The following is a 19,483-nucleotide window of genomic DNA, read 5'->3' as shown; positions in this document are numbered from 1 at the left end:
CTACACAACATCAACGGACACAACGCAGGAGATACAAAGATGCGTACTAAACTTATTGCAGGAATCGCAGCCGCAGTTATCACCGTTTCTGGTTTAGGGATGACAGCAGCCTACGCTAAAGACGGTTTTGATCATATGGAACGCAAGATGGATCGTCTTGCCAGCAAGCTAGACCTTTCCGAAGAACAAACCGCACAGTTAAAAGAACAGATGGCAGGAAAGAAAGAGGGAATGCAAGCGCAGTGGCAAGCTCGTAAAGAGATTCGCCAACAGTTAATGCAACTCGACCCAAATGCTGCCGATTATCAGAGCAAGCTAGATAGCCTGGTTCTAAAGGCACAGGAACAAGCAAAAGCGATGGTCGTCGCAAAAGCAGAACAACAGCAGAAGCTTTACGACATTCTCACACCTGAGCAGGAAACAAAGTTTGTTGCGCTCAAATCAGAGATGCAGGAAAAAATGGATAAGCGTTTTGGTGACGGTGAACACCGTGGCCGTCACGGAAAAGGAAAGTGCGATTAATGTTCTGGCTAATTTAATTCAGAGTGCTTAAGACTCCCCCTTTTATTGTCATTGAGCACTTGTTCATCAGGCTCATTTGCCCGCCCCCACGGCGGGCTTTTTTATATGTCGTAGCTAAGATCAGAATACTCCACCTGAAAAAGCTGCGAGAAGTTTGCCCTCTCAAGCATCTGCATTGTCATTCCATGAGGGTTCAATAAGACGACTTCTCCCTTGCTGGCCTGGATCTTCTCTTTCAGTACCAGAAAACAACCGAGCACAACGGTATCAATTCTATCAGTATGGCTAAGGTCAATTACAAAGCGCTCATAACCTTGTAGAAAAGGCTCCACAGCACAGATCAATTGATCATAATTTGCCTCAGTAAAGCTATGTGGCAAGCTAAAAGTGACACTGTTAGCTTGCTGTTCTGTGAAGATGCCGATGGGTTGCATAACGCCTCCAGAACACTAACTGCCCCTCAAGCATAGTTCACTTAACAACAAAACCTTTAAAAATAATGAGATAACTTGCGGAAATTAAATTTCAGACTACATTATGTATATACAAAGCATATACCTAAAAGGAAAATCTATGAGCGCTTTGCTATTAATAGTCGGTGTAGGGTTAATCGTAGGCTTGTCTGTTGGCGGAATTCTGGCTGCCGGAGCAATATCCGAACTTTACAGAGAGTGGTAGCCCCATACTTTATTGTTACTCTAGTGACAACTTTCTAAATTAGCTTAGAAGCAACGTCTTTTACATCTTCCATCACCACAAAAGTGCTGGTCTGTTTCACAAAGGGCAGATTTGATATTTTCTCTCCCAGCACCTCGCGATAACTCTCAATATCTGATGTTCTCACTTTGAGCAGATAATCAAAGTTAGCTGCAATCATATGGCATTGCTCAATTTCCGGTATCGCTCGTACCGCATCATTAAATGCCTGCAACGCCTTTGTTTTGGTATCAAGCATAGTAACCTGAACAAAAGCGACATGCTTAGAACCCAGCTTCTTCTGATCAATTAACGCGGTATATCCCATGATATAACCCAGCTCTTCAAGACGCTTCATACGTACCTGGCATGGCGTTTTTGAGAGACCCACGCGGGACGCTAATTCAGTGACGGTAACACGACCATCTTTTTGCAACTCACGCAATATAGCCATGTCTAGCTTATCTAAATTATCCATGAACCCCCCAAAACCCATAAAGTCAAAAGAACTTAAAGTACGCCAAAAATATAGTGAATTCGTCCTTATCTAGCAAGAAAAACACAACTAAATAGCACGACCTTGCACAAAAAACAGCACGGTTAAACCTATCAAAACAGCTAAAAAGAACAATCCTCCTCGATTCAGCCTCAAAAAAAGCAAATTGACCAAGAAAACACCAAATACAGAGCTTTTAACCAGCCAAATATCGGTAAGCTTTCGCTCGTTATGCCAAAGCCGTAAAAATCAGTGAAGGTAAAAACAACTGCAGCATGGCGCAGGAGGGTGTAACGAAGGATGGAACGATAATAAGCATAATCAACAAAAATGAGGTTTCTGAATGGTAACCCTGACATTTATCCTGTATCTGATTCTAATGCTGGCAATCGGCGTTGTTGCCTATCGTCGCACTCAGGATCTGTCCGATTACGTTCTTGGTGGGCGTAACCTTGGGCCGATCCCAAGTGCGTTGAGCGCTGGCGCTTCAGATATGAGTGGCTGGCTGCTGATGGGCCTGCCAGGTTACGCAATGGCTGCTGGATACGGCTCATTCTGGCTAGCAGGTGGACTGCTGGTTGGTACTTGGCTGAACTGGCTTCTGGTCGCACAGCGACTGCGCGTTTATTCACAGCGAGCTGACGATGCGCTGACACTTCCTGCTTTCTTCGAGAAGCGCTTTGAAGATCACAGCCATAGTCTCCGCGTTATTTCGGCAGTATTCGTACTGATCTTTTTCCTGTTCTACACCAGCTCCGGTCTGGTAGCGGGCGGAAAACTATTTGAAACCGTATTCGGTTTTGACTACACCATGGCCGTTCTTATCGGCGCTGCTGCGGTGATCTCCTACACCTTGTTCGGTGGCTTCCTGGCAGTATCCTGGACTGATGTGGTACAGGGCCTGTTGATGGTAGGCGCTTTGATTTTGGTACCTCTGATCGCAATGGGTGAAATTGGCGGTCTGAGCGGTACTCTCGCTGCCGTAGAGGCAAAGAATCCTGAACTGCTGAACATGTTTACCGATGCTGATGGTAAGAGCATCACGCTGATCGGCACATTGTCGCTGCTGGGTTGGGGTATGGGTTACTTTGGTCAGCCACATATTTTAGCGCGTTTCAAAGGTATCAAATCCAAAGATGCTGTGCCTGCAGCGCGCCGTATTGCGGTAATCTGGAGCGCCATCTCTATGGCAGGTGCCTGCCTGATCGGTCTGGCAGCCATTGGTTACCTACCAGAAGGCCTTGGCGATAATGAAAAAGTATTCATGGTGATGGTAGATGCGCTGTTCCACCCTGCAATTGCGGGCATTCTGCTAGCAGCTATTCTCGCTGCGGTTATGAGTACAGCGGACTCCCAGTTGCTGGTTTCCTCTTCTGCGCTGGCTGAAGATTTCTACAAAGCCCTATTCAATAAAGAAGCGACTCAAGAGCAACTGGTACGCGTTGGTCGTATCGCAGTCATTGTTATCGCGCTGATCGCTACCTTCCTGGCAATGGATAAAGACTCTAAAGTTCTGGAGCTTGTATCTTATGCATGGGCAGGTTTTGGTGCTGCCTTCGGCCCGGCGCTGATTATGTCCTTATACTGGAAGAGCATGACGAAAGGTGGCGCTTTGGCAGGTATCATTACCGGTGGCGTTACCGTTGTGGTATGGAAACAGCTTTCAGGTGGCTGGTTCGATCTTTACGAAATCATCCCAGGTATCATCTTTGCCTTCATCGCTATCATCGTTGTTTCAAAAGTGACGCCTGCTCCTTCTGCATCCATTCAAAAACGTTTTGAAGATGTAGAAGCTGAAGTTAAAAGCTAAACAACCTCGATAAAGCACAGATTTAAAAGCCCCGGCTGCACTGCATCCGGGGCTTTTTTACGCCTAAACCCACCAAAAACAAAGTCTTCAAAAACAGCAAAAACAAACCAATAAAACCAGCAAAAGCTAAAAATAAAGTCCAAAAATCCTCATTTTTACTATTTACAGTCAAAACGTCTTTTTTAGCGCTTGTAGAATAACTAGATAATATAAGAGGTGGAAGATTATGAGCATCACAATCGAACAAAGCCGTCACGCTATTCGTAATAGCTATCTGGCAGACGAAGCAGCCGTCATTACCGGCCTGATTAATAATTCTGGTTTAGACGAAACAGAACGTCAGTCCATTTCTGCAAGTGCCGCAGACCTGGTTCGTAAAGTTCGATCTGAAAGCTCTCCATCCATGATGGAAAAATTCCTCGCTGAGTACGGCCTGACGACTAAAGAAGGCGTGGCGCTCATGTGCCTTGCAGAGGCCCTGCTTCGCGTACCTGACAGCCTGACCATTGATGCGCTAATCGAAGATAAGGTCGTATCAGGAAACTGGAAAGGTCACTTGGGGCAGTCAGCATCATCACTAGTTAACAGCTCAACCTGGGCACTATTGATTACAGGCAAGCTGCTTAAGGATGACGAAGCCAAAGGTATCGGCTCTACCGTTAAGGGTATGATCAAACGCCTGGGTGAACCCGTTGTCCGCACCGCAGTCGCTCAGGCTATGAAAGAGCTGGGACGCCAATTTGTTCTTGGACGGGATATCAATGAAGCGACTAAGCGCGCCAAGAAGCTGGAAAAACAAGGCTACAGTTATTCCTACGACATGCTTGGCGAAGCGGCCCGAACCGATGCCGACGCTATTCGCTATCACCAGGCCTATTCGCAAGCGATCAGTGAGCTAACACCTGCTTGCACCAGTAATGATATCCGTACAAACCCAGGCATCTCGGTAAAACTGTCAGCCCTACATGCGCGTTATGAGCTCGGCCAGAAAACCCGTGTCATGCAGGAACTGGTTGACCGTACACTCACACTCGCTCTTCAGGCTAAAGATGCCAACATGGGCTTTAATATCGACGCTGAAGAAGCGGACCGTCTGGACCTGTCTCTGGATGTGATCGAAGCCGTTCTGGCAGATAAGCGTTTAGCAGACTGGGATGGTTTCGGCATCGTTGTACAGGCTTTCGGCCCACGCGCAGCCCACGTACTAGACTGGCTCTATGCGACTGCTCAGCGACTGGATCGTCGCATTATGGTACGCCTGGTTAAAGGCGCCTACTGGGATGCAGAAATTAAACGCGCCCAGGTACTCGGCCTTGATGGTTTCCCAGTCTTCACCCGTAAAGTTAATTCAGATCTGTCTTACATGTGCTGCGCTGAAAAGCTGATGCAGATGACCGACCGAATCTATCCACAGTTCGCTACACATAACGCCCACTCGGCCGCTGCGATCCTGTTTATGGCTAAAAAGCATAATGTGGATAACTTTGAGTTTCAGCGCCTACACGGTATGGGTGAATCTCTGCATGACACTGTACTAAAATCAAATAACACGCGCTGCCGTATTTACGCCCCTGTCGGTGCGCACCGTGACCTACTGGCTTATCTGGTTCGTCGTTTACTTGAAAACGGCGCTAACAGCTCCTTTGTGAATCAGATAGTAGATACCCGCATTACGCCGGAAGAGATTGCTAAGGACCCATTTAGCCAGGTTCTTGAAAGCCAGGACCAGATCAGTAACAACTATATCCCTAAGCCTGCAGAGATCTTTGGTGACAAACGCCTGAACGCAAAAGGCTGGGACATTACTGATCATGTCACACTGGAACAGCTGGAACCCGCTCGAGAAGCCTTCCAGACAACACAGTGGCACGCCAAGCCAATGATCGCAGGCGATGCAACCAGTTCTGATACCAGTGAAGTTCGCAACCCTGCTAATCCAGAAGATCTGGTCGGCATGGTGACCGAAGCGAACCCTGCTGATATTGAAAGCGCCATTGCAGCAGCTGAACTCGGTTTCCAGCGCTGGTCCAAAACAGCACCGAGTGAACGTGCAGCTTGTCTGCGTCGTGTGGCCGACCTATTTGAAGCGAATGCACCTGAGCTGTTTGCCCTGGCGAGCCGTGAAGCGGGTAAAACGCTTCTCGACGCTGTAGGCGAAATTCGTGAAGCAGTCGACTTCGCACGCTACTACGCTAACGAAGCTGAAAAACATGCCGAGTCTGAAGCGCGTGGCGTCATCACCTGCATATCCCCATGGAACTTCCCTCTGGCGATATTTGCAGGCCAGGTATTGGCGGGGCTGGCGTCAGGTAATACGGTGATTGCTAAACCTGCCGACCAGACGCCTCTGATGGCTGCCCGAGCGGTTGCACTGATGCATGAAGCGGGTATTCCAAATGATGTTATTCAGCTGCTACCTGGATCGGGTATCAATGTGGGTGCTCCACTGACCTCAGACCCTCGTATCTCAGCGGTTTGCTTTACCGGCTCAACTTTGACAGCACAGCGAATCAATAAAGTGATGGCTGAGAACATGGCTCCGGATGCACCTTTGGTTGCTGAAACCGGTGGTATGAATGCGATGATTGTCGATTCGACAGCACTGCCTGAACAAGTGGTTCGCGACGTTCTGATGTCTTCATTCCAGAGTGCAGGCCAGCGCTGCTCAGCGCTACGCGTACTTTACGTACAGGAAGACATCGCAGACAACCTACTCGAGATGCTTTATGGCGCAATGGATGAACTACGCATGGGCAATCCGTGGTTGCTCAGCACTGATATTGGCCCGGTTATCGATAGTAACGCACAAGCTAAAATCGAAGCGCACTGCGAAAAATTTGCAGCAAAAGGAAAGCTGCTGAAGAAGCTCAACACGCCTGAAGGAGGCACTTTTGTTGCACCTACGGTACTCAAGGTCGAGGGAATAGAAGAGATCGAAGAAGAGATCTTTGGCCCGGTGCTTCATGTTGCAACCTTTGCTGCAAAAGATCTGGATCAGGTGGTTGATTCGATCAACAGTAAAGGCTACGGCCTGACGTTCGGCCTGCATACCCGTGTGGATAACCGGGTAGAGCGCATTATTAACCAGATAAAAGTCGGCAACATTTACGTTAACCGTAACCAGATTGGAGCAATCGTAGGCTCACAACCATTTGGCGGTGAAGGCCTTTCTGGTACCGGCCCTAAAGCAGGTGGTCCGCACTATGTGAAACGCTTTACCCGTTCGGCTATCAGCCAGGGTACAGACGCACCTTCAGGACAGAGCGTTAATACAGAAACCCTTGAGCAACTGATTCAGCAGTTGGATCTGACAACTCAGGGGCTAAAAGCCGATCCGGAACAACTGCAAAAAGTTTTTGCAGGGATAGCTTCCGAACTACCAAAACCAGTAACCGAAGCCACTGAGATGCCTGGCCCAACAGGTGAACTCAATCTGCTCTCCGAAACAGGGCGCGGCGTTGTGCTCTGCCTGGGTCCGGACGCTGAGAGCGCAGTAAAACAAGCGGCAACAGCACTGTTCCAAGGTAATGCGGTGGTGATTATTGCTCAGGGCATTGCTGACCTTCTGAAACAGTGTGCTGACGCTAAACTACCGGTTCAGGGAATGGTCGGCCAACTCACAGCAGAGGCGATCACTGAAGCGCATGGATTTGCTGCGGTTAGCTGTAACGCGAGTCATGATGTTCTGAAAACTATTCGTCAGGCCCTGGCAGCACGTGAGGGAGCATTACTACCACTGATTACAGAACTAGATCAGCCTGAGCGTTTTGTTATGGAGCGCCACCTTTGTATAGATACCACTGCGGCTGGAGGTAATGCCAGCCTAATCGCTACTGCGGGCTAAGCCCCGCAGGTTCGAGCGAGTACCACTCCACTTACTTCGATTTTTGGTTCATGGGCGAAATTCGAAGATCTTTACCCCGGGGCGACCGCCATTCAGCCCCGGGGATTTTTTACCCTCTCAATTCTAAGACTCTTTCAGCTGGGCCTTAAACCAGTCACTGAAGTTTTCAGCAGGCATAGGACGAGCAATCAGGTACCCCTGAATCTGGTCACAGTTCAACGCTTTTAGCATGGCAAACTGGGTCTCTGTCTCGATCCCTTCAGCCACCACTTGTAGGCCCATCGCCTGACTCATCTCAATGATCGAAGAGACGATGGTGCGATCAACATCGGAGTTTTCAATATTGATCAGGAAACTACGATCGATTTTTAACACATCCATATCGATATTGCGGATATAACTCAGGCTGGAGAACCCCGTTCCAAAATCATCGATAGCAATTGAGATCCCGGCATCACGCAATTTCTTGATGGTTGCCCGGGTTTCATCCAGACAGTGCAGGAAGCTGGTTTCTGTTAGCTCTACAGCCAGTAAGTGAGGCGGGCAGCTGTATTGTTCAACTACCTGCAATACCTCTTCAGCCATATCACGGCGCTGCATCTGTTTAGCCGAGACATTAATCGCGACTTGAACCGATAGACCCTGGTCATACCACTCTTTAGCCTGCCTGACGGCTTCACAAAGGACATAGTGGCCAATTTGGTCAATAAAGCCCAGATCTTCTGCTAAAGGAATAAACTCACCCGGTGGAATAAAACCAAGTTCCGGATGCGACCAGCGAATCAGAGCCTCTGCGCCTACCGTCTGCCTTTGCAGATCGACCTTAGGCTGGTAGTAAAGCTGAAACTGATCCGTCTCTATAGCACGATGAAGATCACCAGACATCCGGTAGCGGGATTGCACCAGACGGTGCTGTTCAGATGAGAAGAAACGGTAACTGTTTCGTCCAAAATCTTTAGCCTGCTTAACTGCAGCTTCAGCACACTGGAACAGATCCTCGGCATCCGTTGCATCCGACGGGAAGAAACTCACCCCTATACTAACAGTCAGATTAATATCCGAACCCGCCACCATAATAGGCTGATTCACAACCTCCAGAAGACGGGTCAGATACTCACTGACTGCCTGATCGTCTTCCACATCGGTGAGAATCATATTAAAGGAATCACCACCAAAGCGGGCTACCGTATCACCTTCACAGAGTACATTCTCGATACGCCGACCCACCTCTCTCAGTACCTGGTCACCCGCATCTAACCCGAAACGATCATTAACCCGCTGGAAGAAATCCAGATCCAGAAATGCCAGTGCAGCCTTATGCCCATGCTCCTGTGCATAACCCAGAGACAGATGTAAACGGTCATTGAATAACTTACGGTTTGGCAGACGCGTTAATTCGTCAAAATAAGCCAAACGCTTGATACGTGCCTCGGACTTTTTAATCTCGGTCAGATCGGAAAAGATCGAAGCGTACTGACAGATCTGCCCTGCCTCATCTTCGACTGCTGTGATTGTCAGCCATTCAGGGTAGATAGTGCCATCTTTACGCTTATTCCAGATTTCACCCTGCCAGGTACCTGTCTCTTGCAACGAGGCCCACATTTTCTGATAGAACAGCGCATCATGTCGCCCTGAGCTCAGAAGGTTGGGATTTTTACCCAACACTTCCCACTCCTCATAACCGGTAATTTCGGTGAACGCAGGGTTCACCCGTTGAATACGCGCCTGGAGATCTGTGACAACGATCGCTTCCATTGACGCTTCGATCACTTTATCGGCCAATTTAAGATTATGCTGGGACAGCGCTAAGGCTCGATCGCGCTCATGAAGTAACTCTTTGAGACGATAGACATAATCCATCTCAACGTTACGCAGGATATCCCCATATGAGACCAGGCCAATAACCTGCTCATCATGGTTCTTAACACCTAAGTGATGGAAACCATGCTGACGGAAAGTTCTGCGCGCATTGTATAAGCTGATACTGGATTCCACGGTGATTAACTCACCCGCAGAGAATTCAGCAATCGGCTTATCCAGGTCGTTACTGGCCAGGCAGACCATCAGGTCATTTTCGGTCAGGATCCCTTTGATCTGCTCACCATCAGAGATCAGCGCGGCGGTCTGGCCCGTTGTTTTAAGCCTTTCTGCGGCAACCCGCACGGTCTCGGTTTCAGGCAGGATTAAAGTATCTTTGTTGATAACTTCGGAAACAGAACGTAAGAAAAGATCATGTTCAACACCCTGACTGTTGACGACATCCGTCTCAGAAAGGATGCCAAATAGGGCGCCGTTTTCATCAACAACAACGAGGTGTCGTACCCCTTCAGCGATAAAACGTAGCCCGGCATCATCAATAGTTTCAGTAATGGAAACGGTTTTAACCGGCTGGGTCATAACCTCATTTAACTGAACTTCAGCAAAGCTTGCCCCTTCAACGGTTAAGCGCATCACATCGCGTCGAGTCACAATGCCCAGAGGCCGATCCGATTCGCAGATAACGACACAACCTATTTTATAGGTGGCCATCAAGCGGACGGCTTGCTCCATGCTTTCATCAGGGCGACAGGTAACCAGATCCTGATGAGCGGCCTGACGCACCAAAAGCGGCTTTTGTTTGTAGGGACTATCTATCATGTCAGTTTACGTTCTTATCATTATCTCTCTATCATACAGAATCATTTTCAAACAGTTAAACAGTATTAATACTTAGTAAACATGAGCACTTCTGAGAAGTAACTAAACAAGGATCATTGTTATTTAGTAACAAAAAACGGCACCCGAAGGTGCCGTTTAAAATTAGATAACTTACTGATTAAGCAGTTTTTTCAAACATCAAATCCCATACACCGTGCCCCAAACGCTCGCCACGTTTCTGGAACTTAGTGACCGGACGCCACTCTGGCTGCGGTGAGTACTGACCGTCTCCCGCCACATTCTGATAACCATCAGCCTCGCTCATCACTTCCATCATGTGCTCAGCATAGTTCTCCCAGTCTGTCGCCATATGGAAAACACCACCAACTTTGAGCTTCTTGCGCAACGTCTGGGCAAATTCAGGCTGAACAATACGACGCTTATGGTGACGCTTCTTATGCCATGGATCCGGGAAGAACAGCTGAATGCAGCTGAGTGAACCATCCGGGATACACTGAGCTAAAACCTCAATAGCATCATCACAGAAAACCCGAACATTACTTAATTCAGATTTTTCAGCGTTACTCAGTAAACGGCCAACGCCTGGGCGGTGAACCTCGATTCCGATATAGTTTTTCTCAGGCTGATCTTTAGCCATTTCAACCAAAGAATCGCCCATCCCAAAACCGATTTCGAGAACAACAGGCGCTTCACGGCCAAATACCTCATTAAGATCCAGCATCCCCTGCTGCAATTCCAGACCCATCTCTGGCCAGACTGCCTCCATCGCTTTCTGCTGGCCTTCGGTCATACGACCGGCTCGCAGCACAAAACTTTTCACGGTGCGCATATGCTTTTGTTCACCGCTCTGCTCAGGGTTTTGTTGTTCGATGCTGTTATCTTCTGACATCTAAATTAACCTAATACCGTTAAAACAAAGCAGCCTGATCCTAAGACCAGACTGCGTCTGAATAATCTGGATAAACTGCCTTAGTACCGACAGTTTTCTCCTCGTTTACTTACCTACGATTGTACCTTCCATCGGCGAAGAAGCACTCGCGTACTTCTTACGCGGCATACGCCCTGCAAGATAGGCTTCACGACCCGCTTCAATCGCTTTCTTCATCGCTGAAGCCATCAGGATTGGGTTCTGGGCACCCGCAATTGCTGAGTTCATCAACACGGCTTCACAACCCATCTCCATTGCAACAGCCGCTTCGGAAGCGGTACCTACACCCGCATCAACCAGAACCGGAACTTTACAGTCTTCCATGATCACATTGATGTTATGCGGGTTCAGAATACCCAGACCGGAACCGATCATTGAGCCCAAAGGCATAATAGACACACAACCCAGATCTTCCAGCTCTTTTGCTACGATAGGGTCATCGCTGGTATAAACCATTACTTTGAAGCCATCACGTACCAATACATCTGCGGCTTTGATGGTTTCAACAACATTTGGATACAGGGTTTTCTGATCACCCAGCACTTCCAGTTTAACCAGATCATGACCATCCATCAGTTCGCGCGCTAACTTACAGGTGCGCACTGCATCTTCGGCATTAAAACAGCCCGCAGTATTAGGCAGAATGGTGTATTTCTCAGGCGAGATCACATCCAGCAGGTTTGGCTCATCCGCATTCTGACCAATATTAGTTCGGCGTACAGCAACGGTCACGATCTCGGCACCACTGGCTTCAATCGCCAGACGCGTTTCTTCCAGATCTTTATATTTACCCGTTCCGATAAGCAGACGTGAGTTAAAAGACTGGCCTGCGATAATTAGCGGATCATTTTCTAATGACATGGTGTATTTCCAAATAGTCGTTGTTATTTACTCTGGCTGTACTCATTCGCGGATTAAGCGCTAGGCTTAACCCCCACCGATCGCATGCACTATTTCAACACGATCTGATTCTTTCAAGATCGTTTCTTCATGCTGACTGCGCGGAATAATTTCAAGATTGAGCTCGATAGCGATACGTTTCTCGCCCAATTCCAGCTGCTCAACTAAGCCTGTCAGGGTGATACCATCCTGCACCTGCAGCATCTCACCGTTAACCTGAACCTGCATTGATCTATCTCCTGTTTGAAGCCAGCGCCGCATAACCCAACAGCGCCCATCCACAAAGGAAAGCAACCCCACCCACGGGTGTAACCATACCTAACGATCGCATCCCGGTTAATGCCATAAGGTACAAGCTGCCTGAAAACAACAGAATCCCCAGAACAAAACCCATCGCTGCCCGTTTAAGCAATACGCGATCCAGTTGTTCGGGCGCAAATGCCAGCATGAGCAAGGCAATCGCATGATAGAAATGGTACTCAACCCCGGTCTGGTATACCACGTATAACGCCGGTTCGATCTGCCCTTTCACCGCGTGGGCACCAAATGCACCAATCGCTACAGCGCAGAAGCCAAAAACCGAAGCAATAAGAAGCAGTGGATGCGTGCTCATATGAGACCCTGTTAAAACGAGCTGGGATTATACCGAATTTAGCCGCAAAATTCCGACAATTAACAGGCACAAAAAAACCGCTATAGAAGCGGTTTTCTTAGTTACAGGCGTAGTAGAAATCAGGCTTCCATCGAAACTCTGATTTTCTTCATCGCATTCTTTTCCAACTGGCGGATTCGCTCTGCAGATACACCATATTCAGCGGCCAGCTCATGCAACGTTGCTTTATCATCCGTTAACCAACGGCGCGCAAGAATATCTTTACTACGCTCATCAAGTTCAGACATCGCTGACATCAGGCGGCGCTGAGAATCCTGTTCCCAGTTCGCTTCTTCCAGCTGCATAGACGGATCAGCACTTTTGTCTTCGAGATAATGTGCCGGAGCCCACGCTGCCTGCTCATCATCAGCACCTTCCGGCGCATCAAAAGCCGTATCAACGGAAGCCATACGACCTTCCATCTGACGAACGACTTTTGCTTCTACGCCCAGATCCTCTGCAATGGCATTGACTTCATCATTCGTCATCCAGCTCAGGGATTTTTTCTTGGAACGCAGGTTAAAGAACAACTTACGCTGTGCTTTGGTGGTCGCAACTTTAACAATACGCCAGTTACGCAGAATAAATTCGTGCATCTCCGCTTTTACCCAGTGCACGGCAAATGAAACCAGGCGTACACCCATAGTCGGGTCAAAGCGTTTAACGGCCTTCATCAGACCAACATTACCTTCCTGGATCAGATCACCTAACGGCAGACCATAACCCGAGTAGGTTTTAGCAACATGTACAACAAAACGTAGATGAGACATAACCAGCTGGCGTGCAGCCTCAACATCTCCGTCAAAGTGCAGGCGCTCAGCCAGAGAACGTTCCTCTTCAACACTCAGCACTGGAATCGCCGTTACATTCTGTACGTACGCATCCAGGTTCTGACCAGGAGAAAGGTTTCCAACAACTTGTAAGCTAGTGCCCATTAAGCCCTCACATCATTCTGCTTGTGAATCGTCGCAGATATGACAAATTACCAATACAAAAGTTCAACAGAAAATCCGTGCATTAACACAACGGACCGAAAAATATAACGAGGAAAACGATAAAACGCAAATATGACAGGATGATTACCCGGTTACTGAGGCTCGATCTCTTTCAGATGGCGGCCAACAGCCAGCTTTGCCCCGATCAAACCAAGCACAACTCCGGTTAGAAGCAGAATCAGACTATCGGTAAATCCCAGCCCCTGCAGTTCAAAACCACTCTGATAAAGCGCGGCTAACTGGCCCACAGGTTCCTGAATTAACAATAAGCTGATTTGCACAAACAACCAGGCAACCAGCGCTCCGATTAAGCCAAACCAGAAGCCGGTATAGATAAAAGGTCGTTTTACCCAGGAATCCGTCGCGCCAACCAGTTTTGCGACCTGAATTTCATCTTTGCGGTTTTCAATCGATAGCCGGATCGTATTACCTACCACCAGCAAAACAGAGAGTGCCAGCAATGCACCTAATACCAGTACCACACGATTGGCCAGCTCAACAAAAGACGCTAACCGTTCAACCCAGACCATGTCCAGAACCGCTTCATCAACCTCAGCGAGCGCTCCAAGCTCCGTCTGCAAGCTCACAAGATTCGCTTTACTGTTATCGACAGGCTGAACCACCACAACGGCAGGTAGCGGGTTCTTGTTCAAGAAACCTATCACATCCGAGAAACCGGATATCCGCTGAAATTCATGCAACCCCTGATCTTTAGTCACCAGTTCTACGGCAGCGAGGTCCGCTCTGAGTAACATCGTTTGACTAAACTGCTCAGCCGCTTCATCAGGTAAGGTTTTCTGCAGATAAAGGGATATTTTTGGATCGCCCTTCCACTCACCGCTAAGCTGATGAATATTTTTCAGACCAACAAACATCAGGCCCGGTAGTGCTAAAGCGATGGCCAGTACCGCCAGTGTCATCAAGCTTGGCAGCGGTGTAGTGCGTAGACGCTGAAAAGAATCTCTGGCGGTTTGTTTATGGTGTCTGATCCAGCTCTTACTCTGCGCGGCAAGATCAACTTTATGCTTTGCCGCACCTTTACTTTGCGGTGCCGGCTGCACTGCTGCTTCCTGAGGGCGTTGATGTCGTTCTGCGCCACGTTTTACCGGTTCCCGATTAGCCATCGCGCATCAACCTTCCCTGATCCAGAATCAACGTTCGGTGTCCCATCCGCGAAATTAACGCCAAATCATGGCTAGCAATCAGCACAGTGGTTCCATGGCGGTTAAACTCCATAAACAAGCTCATAATTTCAGCAGAAAGTGACGGATCCAGGTTACCTGTCGGCTCATCGGCAAGTAGCAGTTGCGGTTTATGCACAATGGCTCGTGCAATACCAATACGCTGCTGTTCACCAGTAGAGAGGGTAATTGGATTAAGTTTCTCTTTGCTTAGCAAACCGACTTTATCGAGGGCTGCACGCACACGCTTGCCAATATCATCCGGCTCGTAACCGGAGATCTGCAACGGTAAAGCCACGTTATCAAAGACCGTTCGATCAAAAAGGAGCTGATGGTTCTGAAATACCACCCCAATACGGCGGCGATGATAAGGAATATCCTCACGGCTGAACTGAGCCAGATCCTGATTCGCGACCGAAACATGACCGCGCGTCGGACGCTCCATCAACATGATCAGCTTCAGCAGGGTACTTTTACCTGCTCCCGAATGACCTGTTAGAAACGCCATCTCCCCTCTATTGAGGGTAAAGTTCACATCCCTTAGGGCATCATGCCCTTCAGGGTAACGTTTACTGACGTTTTCAAAACTAATCATAGTGGGTCGTCAATTCCTTACAACCGGTGCTATTTAGCAGACAAAACTCATGCTATTAATCAAACAGGGCGTCGACAAACTCCTGCGACTTAAACGGCCGCAAATCATCAATTTGTTCGCCAACACCAATGAAGCGGATCGGCAGATCCATCTGTTTCGCAATGGCGAAAATCACGCCACCTTTAGCCGTGCCATCAAGCTTGGTCAAAGAGATACCTGTGACACCCACGCTATCCTTAAAGATCTTCGCCTGGCTCAAGGCATTCTGACCGGTTCCGGCATCCAGAACCAACATTACTTCATGCGGTGCTTCCGGTGACAACTTCTTGGTCACACGTACCACCTTTTCCAGCTCTTGCATCAGGTTGTCTTTGTTCTGTAAACGGCCCGCTGTATCAGCGATAAGAACATCAACGCCCTTCGCCTGGGCTGACTGTACCGCATCATAAATAACAGAAGCCGAATCGGCGCCCGTATGCTGAGCAACAACGGGAACATTGTTTCGCTCGCCCCACACCTGTAACTGCTCAACGGCTGCCGCACGGAACGTATCGCCGGCCGCCAGCATCACGGATTTACCTTCGCTCTGGAAGCGTTTAGCCAGCTTACCGATCGTAGTGGTTTTACCTACGCCGTTTACGCCAACCATGAGAATGACATAAGGCTTTTTCTCGCACTGAATATTCAGAGGTTCTTCTGAACGATGCAGTAATCCTGCTAACTCCTCTTTAAGCGCCACCTGAAGTGCCTGAGCATCACCCAGCTGTTTGCGTTCAACTTTATCGGTTAGTCGTCCAATAATTTCTGTTGTCGCTTCTACGCCCACATCGGCCATCAGCAGCAAGGTTTCGATCTCTTCAAGCAGATCTTCATCGATCTCTTTCGCACCCAGGAAAAGGTTACCCAGTTGCTCGGTTAAATTGGCCTTGGTTTTGCTCAAACCCGACTTGATGCGCGCAAAGAAACCCTTTTTCTCTTCAACCGGCGGCTCTGGCGTTTCCTGAACAATTTCCTCTGTTTCTTCGGCTTCAACCGTTTCAACAGCAGGTTCTGCAGCTTCTTCAACGACAGCGACAGGCTCTTCGGCTATTTCAGCAACAGGCTCGTCGACAACGGGCGTTTCAATAATCGCCTCATTTTCAGTAGCAGGTGCATCAATATGGTCTGTTTCTACCTGCAGTTCTTCTTTTTCAGCAGGTTCAACAACATCTGCAGTATCAACCTGCGCATCCACCGACTGTGCATCGTCAATAGCGTCAGAGGTTACTTCTACCGCAGTGGCAGATGTTTCGGCAGGCACGTCTGCAACAGTTGGTTGTTCGGCAGGCGGAGCGGGTTCTACTTCCTGCTCTTGTTGCGCGGCTTCCTGTTGTGGTTTCTGCTCTTCTTCAGCAGCGCCACCACCGAACATGGATTTTAACTTCTTAAACATTTAGCTTCCTCATACAGCCGCTGCTCAGCATAAACTGACGCTGCCACTGGTTGAAATAAATCTGCACTATGAATTTTCTGAATCGTCACTACTTAGGTAACGATATATTCCTATCAGGACGAGCCCGGTAATCAGCATGCCCGCATAACCGATCAGATCAGTGTTCCAACCTTTGCTGATAAATAAATCTACTAAAGAGGGCATCTTCGCTCCCTGATCCCGGCTCGTTAATAAAGATCTACTACGGAAAATGCAGCAGTCTTTACGCAAAGTCTGGTATCTTATCACAGTGATTTGTTCCAGAGACTACCCTTATGACAAATGAATACCGCCCTTTTTTTAATCGCAAACAATTAACCGTGCTCATGTGGTTCAGTTTGCTTGCGATAGCGGTGCTTTCGACCATGGGACCTGGACCTGTCGAGTACCAGAAGATAAGCCATTCAGATAACAAAACCGTCTACTGGATGGAACTCGAGGATCAACCGACGACACTGAGCTTATTGCTGCCAACAACACCCGCGCTTAACAATCAGCAACGCCAGCTCCAGCAGCTTAAAAGCACCATTTTACAAAGCCGATTAAGGGAGATCGCCAGCCCTGATTTTAGCTATCAGGTCACCCCTAAACAGGATCGAATCGAAATCACTTTGCGCTGGGCCAGTCAGCAACCGATTCCTGATCTGGCCGCAATATGGAACCGCCTTCAGTCTCCAGCCATTGCTGGGGATTGGTTAAAAGAGATCAAAAATATCCAGGCGCGAGACTATCTGAATAACCAATCAACCGATCAGGCGTTATTAAATCAGTTTTATCAACAGTTACAGCCACTCCAGAATCAACCAATTGATCAACAGCTAAGCAACAGCTACGCAGCGTTATTCAATGCGCCCCGCTATGCTGTGAGCGGAGAAGAAGCTGAAGAGATGGCTGAACGTATTGATAAAACTCTGCCGCAGAGTGCGCTTTCCCAGTCGACACCCGAGTTGCCTGCCCCCACACTTCAGCTGAGTAATGATCAGGGTAAACAATCTTATGCTTTGCTGCTTGGCCGAACACTACCCCCACGGAGTGCAGAAGCCTTTCTCAACGAACGCCTTGCGGCTCAAGTGATTCAGGATTTACTACAAGAGTACAAAGCACAAAAGGCTCTGGATTTTCGCATGCTCTGGTCGGCACTGGAGTCATCCGGCTATAGTGCGATTATCCTCAGCGCTAACCAAAACCCAGGGCCATTACTGCCTCAGTTGCGCCAAAACCTTTCCGATGATCTTGTTGAAGCAAGTCAGGAACGGCTCGCCCAGCAGTGGCATGACCGCATGCGCGATATTAACAATCAGGTCAGCGCGCTGAATCTGGTCGCCTTTTATCAACTGCCAACGGATACACTTGAAGACTACGCCGAGGAAATTCTCGACCTGGATGAAGATCAGGTTCTGGAAATCGCCGATAAAGCCTTGCAAACTAGTGGGCAGATAAGCATTCTTCAGTCCCCCTCGCTTTAAGGAACAATTATGGGTCGCCGGAATCCATCTCGCCGCCAGTCAGGTAAAGTAGAGCTACCCAGCTCACAGCTACGAATCATCGCCGGTCAATGGCGTGGGCGTAAGCTGGAATTTATTGCCGAAGAAGGCCTTAGGCCAACACCCGATCGGGTCAGAGAAACCCTGTTCAACTGGATTCAGAGTGCCGTACCGGGCGCCCATTGCCTGGATATGTTCAGCGGCAGCGGTGCGTTGGGATTAGAGGCACTATCACGAGATGCTGAGAGCGCTACCTTCGTTGATCTGAATACGGTCACCAGCCGCAAGCTAAGAGATAACTTACAGCTGCTAAAGTGCCAGAACGGAGAAGTGATCCAGGCTGATGTACTGCAATGGCTGGAAAACAGGCCCACAGACCAATCAGCACAGTACGACCTGGTCTTTATGGACCCGCCTTTCAGAAAAGATTTGGTACGCCCTTGCTGCGCCCTTCTTGAAAGCCATAACCTGCTAACTGACAATGCCTTAATCTATGTGGAAACCGAATCGGAACTAGGTCCGCCGGAAGTGCCCTCTCATTGGACGCAACTACGGGAAAAAACCGCGGGGCAGGTTAGCTACCGTTTATACAGCCGCGAAAGTTAAGCGGCTTTCACGCTTTCCAGGCCATACAAGAAACCGGCCACAGCAGCGCGTATCTGACTTTTTTTACTAGAAAAGTTATTGGATGTTTTCACGCAACTAATGATACCAACCACTAACGCTAAGGCGGCTTCGGGGATCGGGTCTCGCTTTCCTTTGCTAAGCGCTGGAATCTGATCCTGTTTCCGGGCCTTTTTCAGCATTTTGCCGATCAGCGTCAGCCACGCTTGATGCTCTTCATCAATCGTTGGCGCAAGAGCAAGCAGCTCAGGGTCATGACGATGGTGGAAATGAAATACCGTCCAAATTTGGCCAAGGCGCTCATCAGAAAGGATCAGGCGACACCAGTCTTCCAAAAAGCCACCTAAAGAATCCAAAGCATTCTGGCGAGCTGACTGAAGCTGATCAAGGAACAGATCTTCAATAGGGAAACGACACTCGTCATACAGGGCCGCGACAAGATCAGTTCTGTTCTTAAAATGCCAGTACAAAGCTCCATGTGTAAGGCCGGCCTCAGCAGCAACATCCTTTAAGCTTGTGCGAGCAATACCTCGCTCAGCAAACAACTTGAGGGCCGTTTCTAATAACAACAAGCGCGTTTGTTCAGCTTCTTCTTTCGTCCTTCTAGGCATATTAATCCAATAACCC

At 48.6% G+C, this 19,483-nt stretch carries 18 protein-coding genes; 5 read left to right on the top strand and 13 right to left on the bottom strand.

What is annotated here, in order from left to right:
- Positions 1-522 (top strand): Spy/CpxP family protein refolding chaperone (locus MED92_RS11870; RefSeq protein WP_007021792.1); only part of this gene is annotated, 522 nt, incomplete at its 5' end.
- 101 nt (positions 523-623) lie between these two features.
- On the opposite strand, the gene MED92_RS11865 is transcribed toward MED92_RS11870, so the two are convergent.
- Complete coding sequence (locus MED92_RS11865; RefSeq protein ID WP_007021791.1) at positions 624-956, bottom strand: STAS domain-containing protein; 333 nt, start codon at positions 954-956, stop codon at positions 624-626.
- A gap of 278 nt (positions 957-1,234) precedes the next feature.
- On the bottom strand, positions 1,235-1,696 hold the full coding sequence (locus tag MED92_RS11860) for an Lrp/AsnC family transcriptional regulator (RefSeq protein ID WP_083774936.1): 462 nt from the start codon (positions 1,694-1,696) through the stop codon (positions 1,235-1,237).
- A 361-nt stretch (positions 1,697-2,057) separates the two neighbouring features.
- Here MED92_RS11860 and putP point away from each other — a divergent pair, with 361 nt between their 5' ends.
- Positions 2,058-3,524 (top strand): sodium/proline symporter PutP, encoded by a 1,467-nt coding sequence (putP, locus tag MED92_RS11850; RefSeq protein WP_007021788.1) that lies wholly within the window; start codon positions 2,058-2,060, stop codon positions 3,522-3,524.
- A 226-nt stretch (positions 3,525-3,750) separates the two neighbouring features.
- Positions 3,751-7,368: a bifunctional proline dehydrogenase/L-glutamate gamma-semialdehyde dehydrogenase PutA gene (gene putA / locus MED92_RS11845; protein ID WP_007021786.1), complete on the top strand. Its 3,618-nt coding sequence runs from the start codon at positions 3,751-3,753 to the stop codon at positions 7,366-7,368.
- A 123-nt stretch (positions 7,369-7,491) separates the two neighbouring features.
- Here putA and MED92_RS11840 read toward each other — a convergent pair whose 3' ends face one another.
- The 10 genes from MED92_RS11840 to MED92_RS18990 form a co-directional block, all read right to left on the bottom strand.
- Positions 7,492-10,005 (bottom strand): EAL domain-containing protein, encoded by a 2,514-nt coding sequence (locus tag MED92_RS11840; protein WP_007021785.1) that lies wholly within the window; start codon positions 10,003-10,005, stop codon positions 7,492-7,494.
- A 178-nt stretch (positions 10,006-10,183) separates the two neighbouring features.
- Complete coding sequence (trmB, locus tag MED92_RS11835; RefSeq protein WP_007021784.1) at positions 10,184-10,915, bottom strand: tRNA (guanosine(46)-N7)-methyltransferase TrmB; 732 nt, start codon at positions 10,913-10,915, stop codon at positions 10,184-10,186.
- Positions 10,916-11,020: 105 nt separating this feature from the next.
- Entirely contained in the window at positions 11,021-11,815 is a 795-nt protein-coding gene (locus MED92_RS11830) for a thiazole synthase (protein ID WP_007021783.1), read from the bottom strand.
- A 66-nt stretch (positions 11,816-11,881) separates the two neighbouring features.
- Entirely contained in the window at positions 11,882-12,082 is a 201-nt protein-coding gene (gene thiS, locus MED92_RS11825) for a sulfur carrier protein ThiS (RefSeq protein WP_007021782.1), read from the bottom strand.
- A 4-nt stretch (positions 12,083-12,086) separates the two neighbouring features.
- A complete protein-coding gene (locus MED92_RS11820) occupies positions 12,087-12,467 on the bottom strand; it encodes a DUF423 domain-containing protein (RefSeq protein WP_007021781.1) in 381 nt (126 codons plus the stop codon).
- 119 nt (positions 12,468-12,586) lie between these two features.
- The gene (gene rpoH / locus MED92_RS11815) at positions 12,587-13,441 is read right to left on the bottom strand and encodes an RNA polymerase sigma factor RpoH (RefSeq protein WP_007021780.1); all 855 of its coding nucleotides are present in this window, start codon (positions 13,439-13,441) and stop codon (positions 12,587-12,589) included.
- Positions 13,442-13,593: 152 nt separating this feature from the next.
- On the bottom strand, positions 13,594-14,625 hold the full coding sequence (ftsX, locus tag MED92_RS11810) for a permease-like cell division protein FtsX (protein ID WP_007021779.1): 1,032 nt from the start codon (positions 14,623-14,625) through the stop codon (positions 13,594-13,596).
- Positions 14,618-15,277: a cell division ATP-binding protein FtsE gene (ftsE, locus tag MED92_RS11805; protein WP_007021778.1), complete on the bottom strand. Its 660-nt coding sequence runs from the start codon at positions 15,275-15,277 to the stop codon at positions 14,618-14,620. The genes ftsX and ftsE overlap by 8 nt, the downstream gene beginning before the upstream one ends.
- Before the next feature lie 55 nt (positions 15,278-15,332).
- Positions 15,333-16,709 (bottom strand): signal recognition particle-docking protein FtsY, encoded by a 1,377-nt coding sequence (ftsY, locus tag MED92_RS11800; protein WP_007021777.1) that lies wholly within the window; start codon positions 16,707-16,709, stop codon positions 15,333-15,335.
- A gap of 66 nt (positions 16,710-16,775) precedes the next feature.
- Positions 16,776-16,913 (bottom strand): hypothetical protein, encoded by a 138-nt coding sequence (locus tag MED92_RS18990; protein WP_007021776.1) that lies wholly within the window; start codon positions 16,911-16,913, stop codon positions 16,776-16,778.
- A 110-nt stretch (positions 16,914-17,023) separates the two neighbouring features.
- Here MED92_RS18990 and MED92_RS11795 point away from each other — a divergent pair, with 110 nt between their 5' ends.
- Both MED92_RS11795 and rsmD read left to right on the top strand, forming a co-directional pair.
- Positions 17,024-18,214 carry a peptidase M16 family protein gene (locus MED92_RS11795; protein ID WP_007021775.1) on the top strand — a complete coding sequence of 397 codons (1,191 nt, stop codon included), beginning with the start codon at positions 17,024-17,026 and terminating at the stop codon, positions 18,212-18,214.
- A 9-nt stretch (positions 18,215-18,223) separates the two neighbouring features.
- Positions 18,224-18,838, top strand: coding sequence for a 16S rRNA (guanine(966)-N(2))-methyltransferase RsmD (gene rsmD / locus MED92_RS11790; protein ID WP_007021774.1), 615 nt, complete (start codon positions 18,224-18,226; stop codon positions 18,836-18,838).
- Here rsmD and MED92_RS18615 read toward each other — a convergent pair.
- Positions 18,835-19,467: a TetR family transcriptional regulator gene (locus tag MED92_RS18615; protein WP_007021773.1), complete on the bottom strand. Its 633-nt coding sequence runs from the start codon at positions 19,465-19,467 to the stop codon at positions 18,835-18,837. The two genes, rsmD and MED92_RS18615, sit on opposite strands and share 4 nt — an antisense overlap.
- Positions 19,468-19,483: the final 16 nt, after the last annotated feature.

The sequence above is a fragment of the Neptuniibacter caesariensis genome (assembly GCF_000153345.1).
GTDB lineage: Bacteria > Pseudomonadota > Gammaproteobacteria > Pseudomonadales > Balneatricaceae > Neptuniibacter > Neptuniibacter caesariensis.
This window is presented reverse-complemented; position numbering and strand designations above follow the sequence as displayed.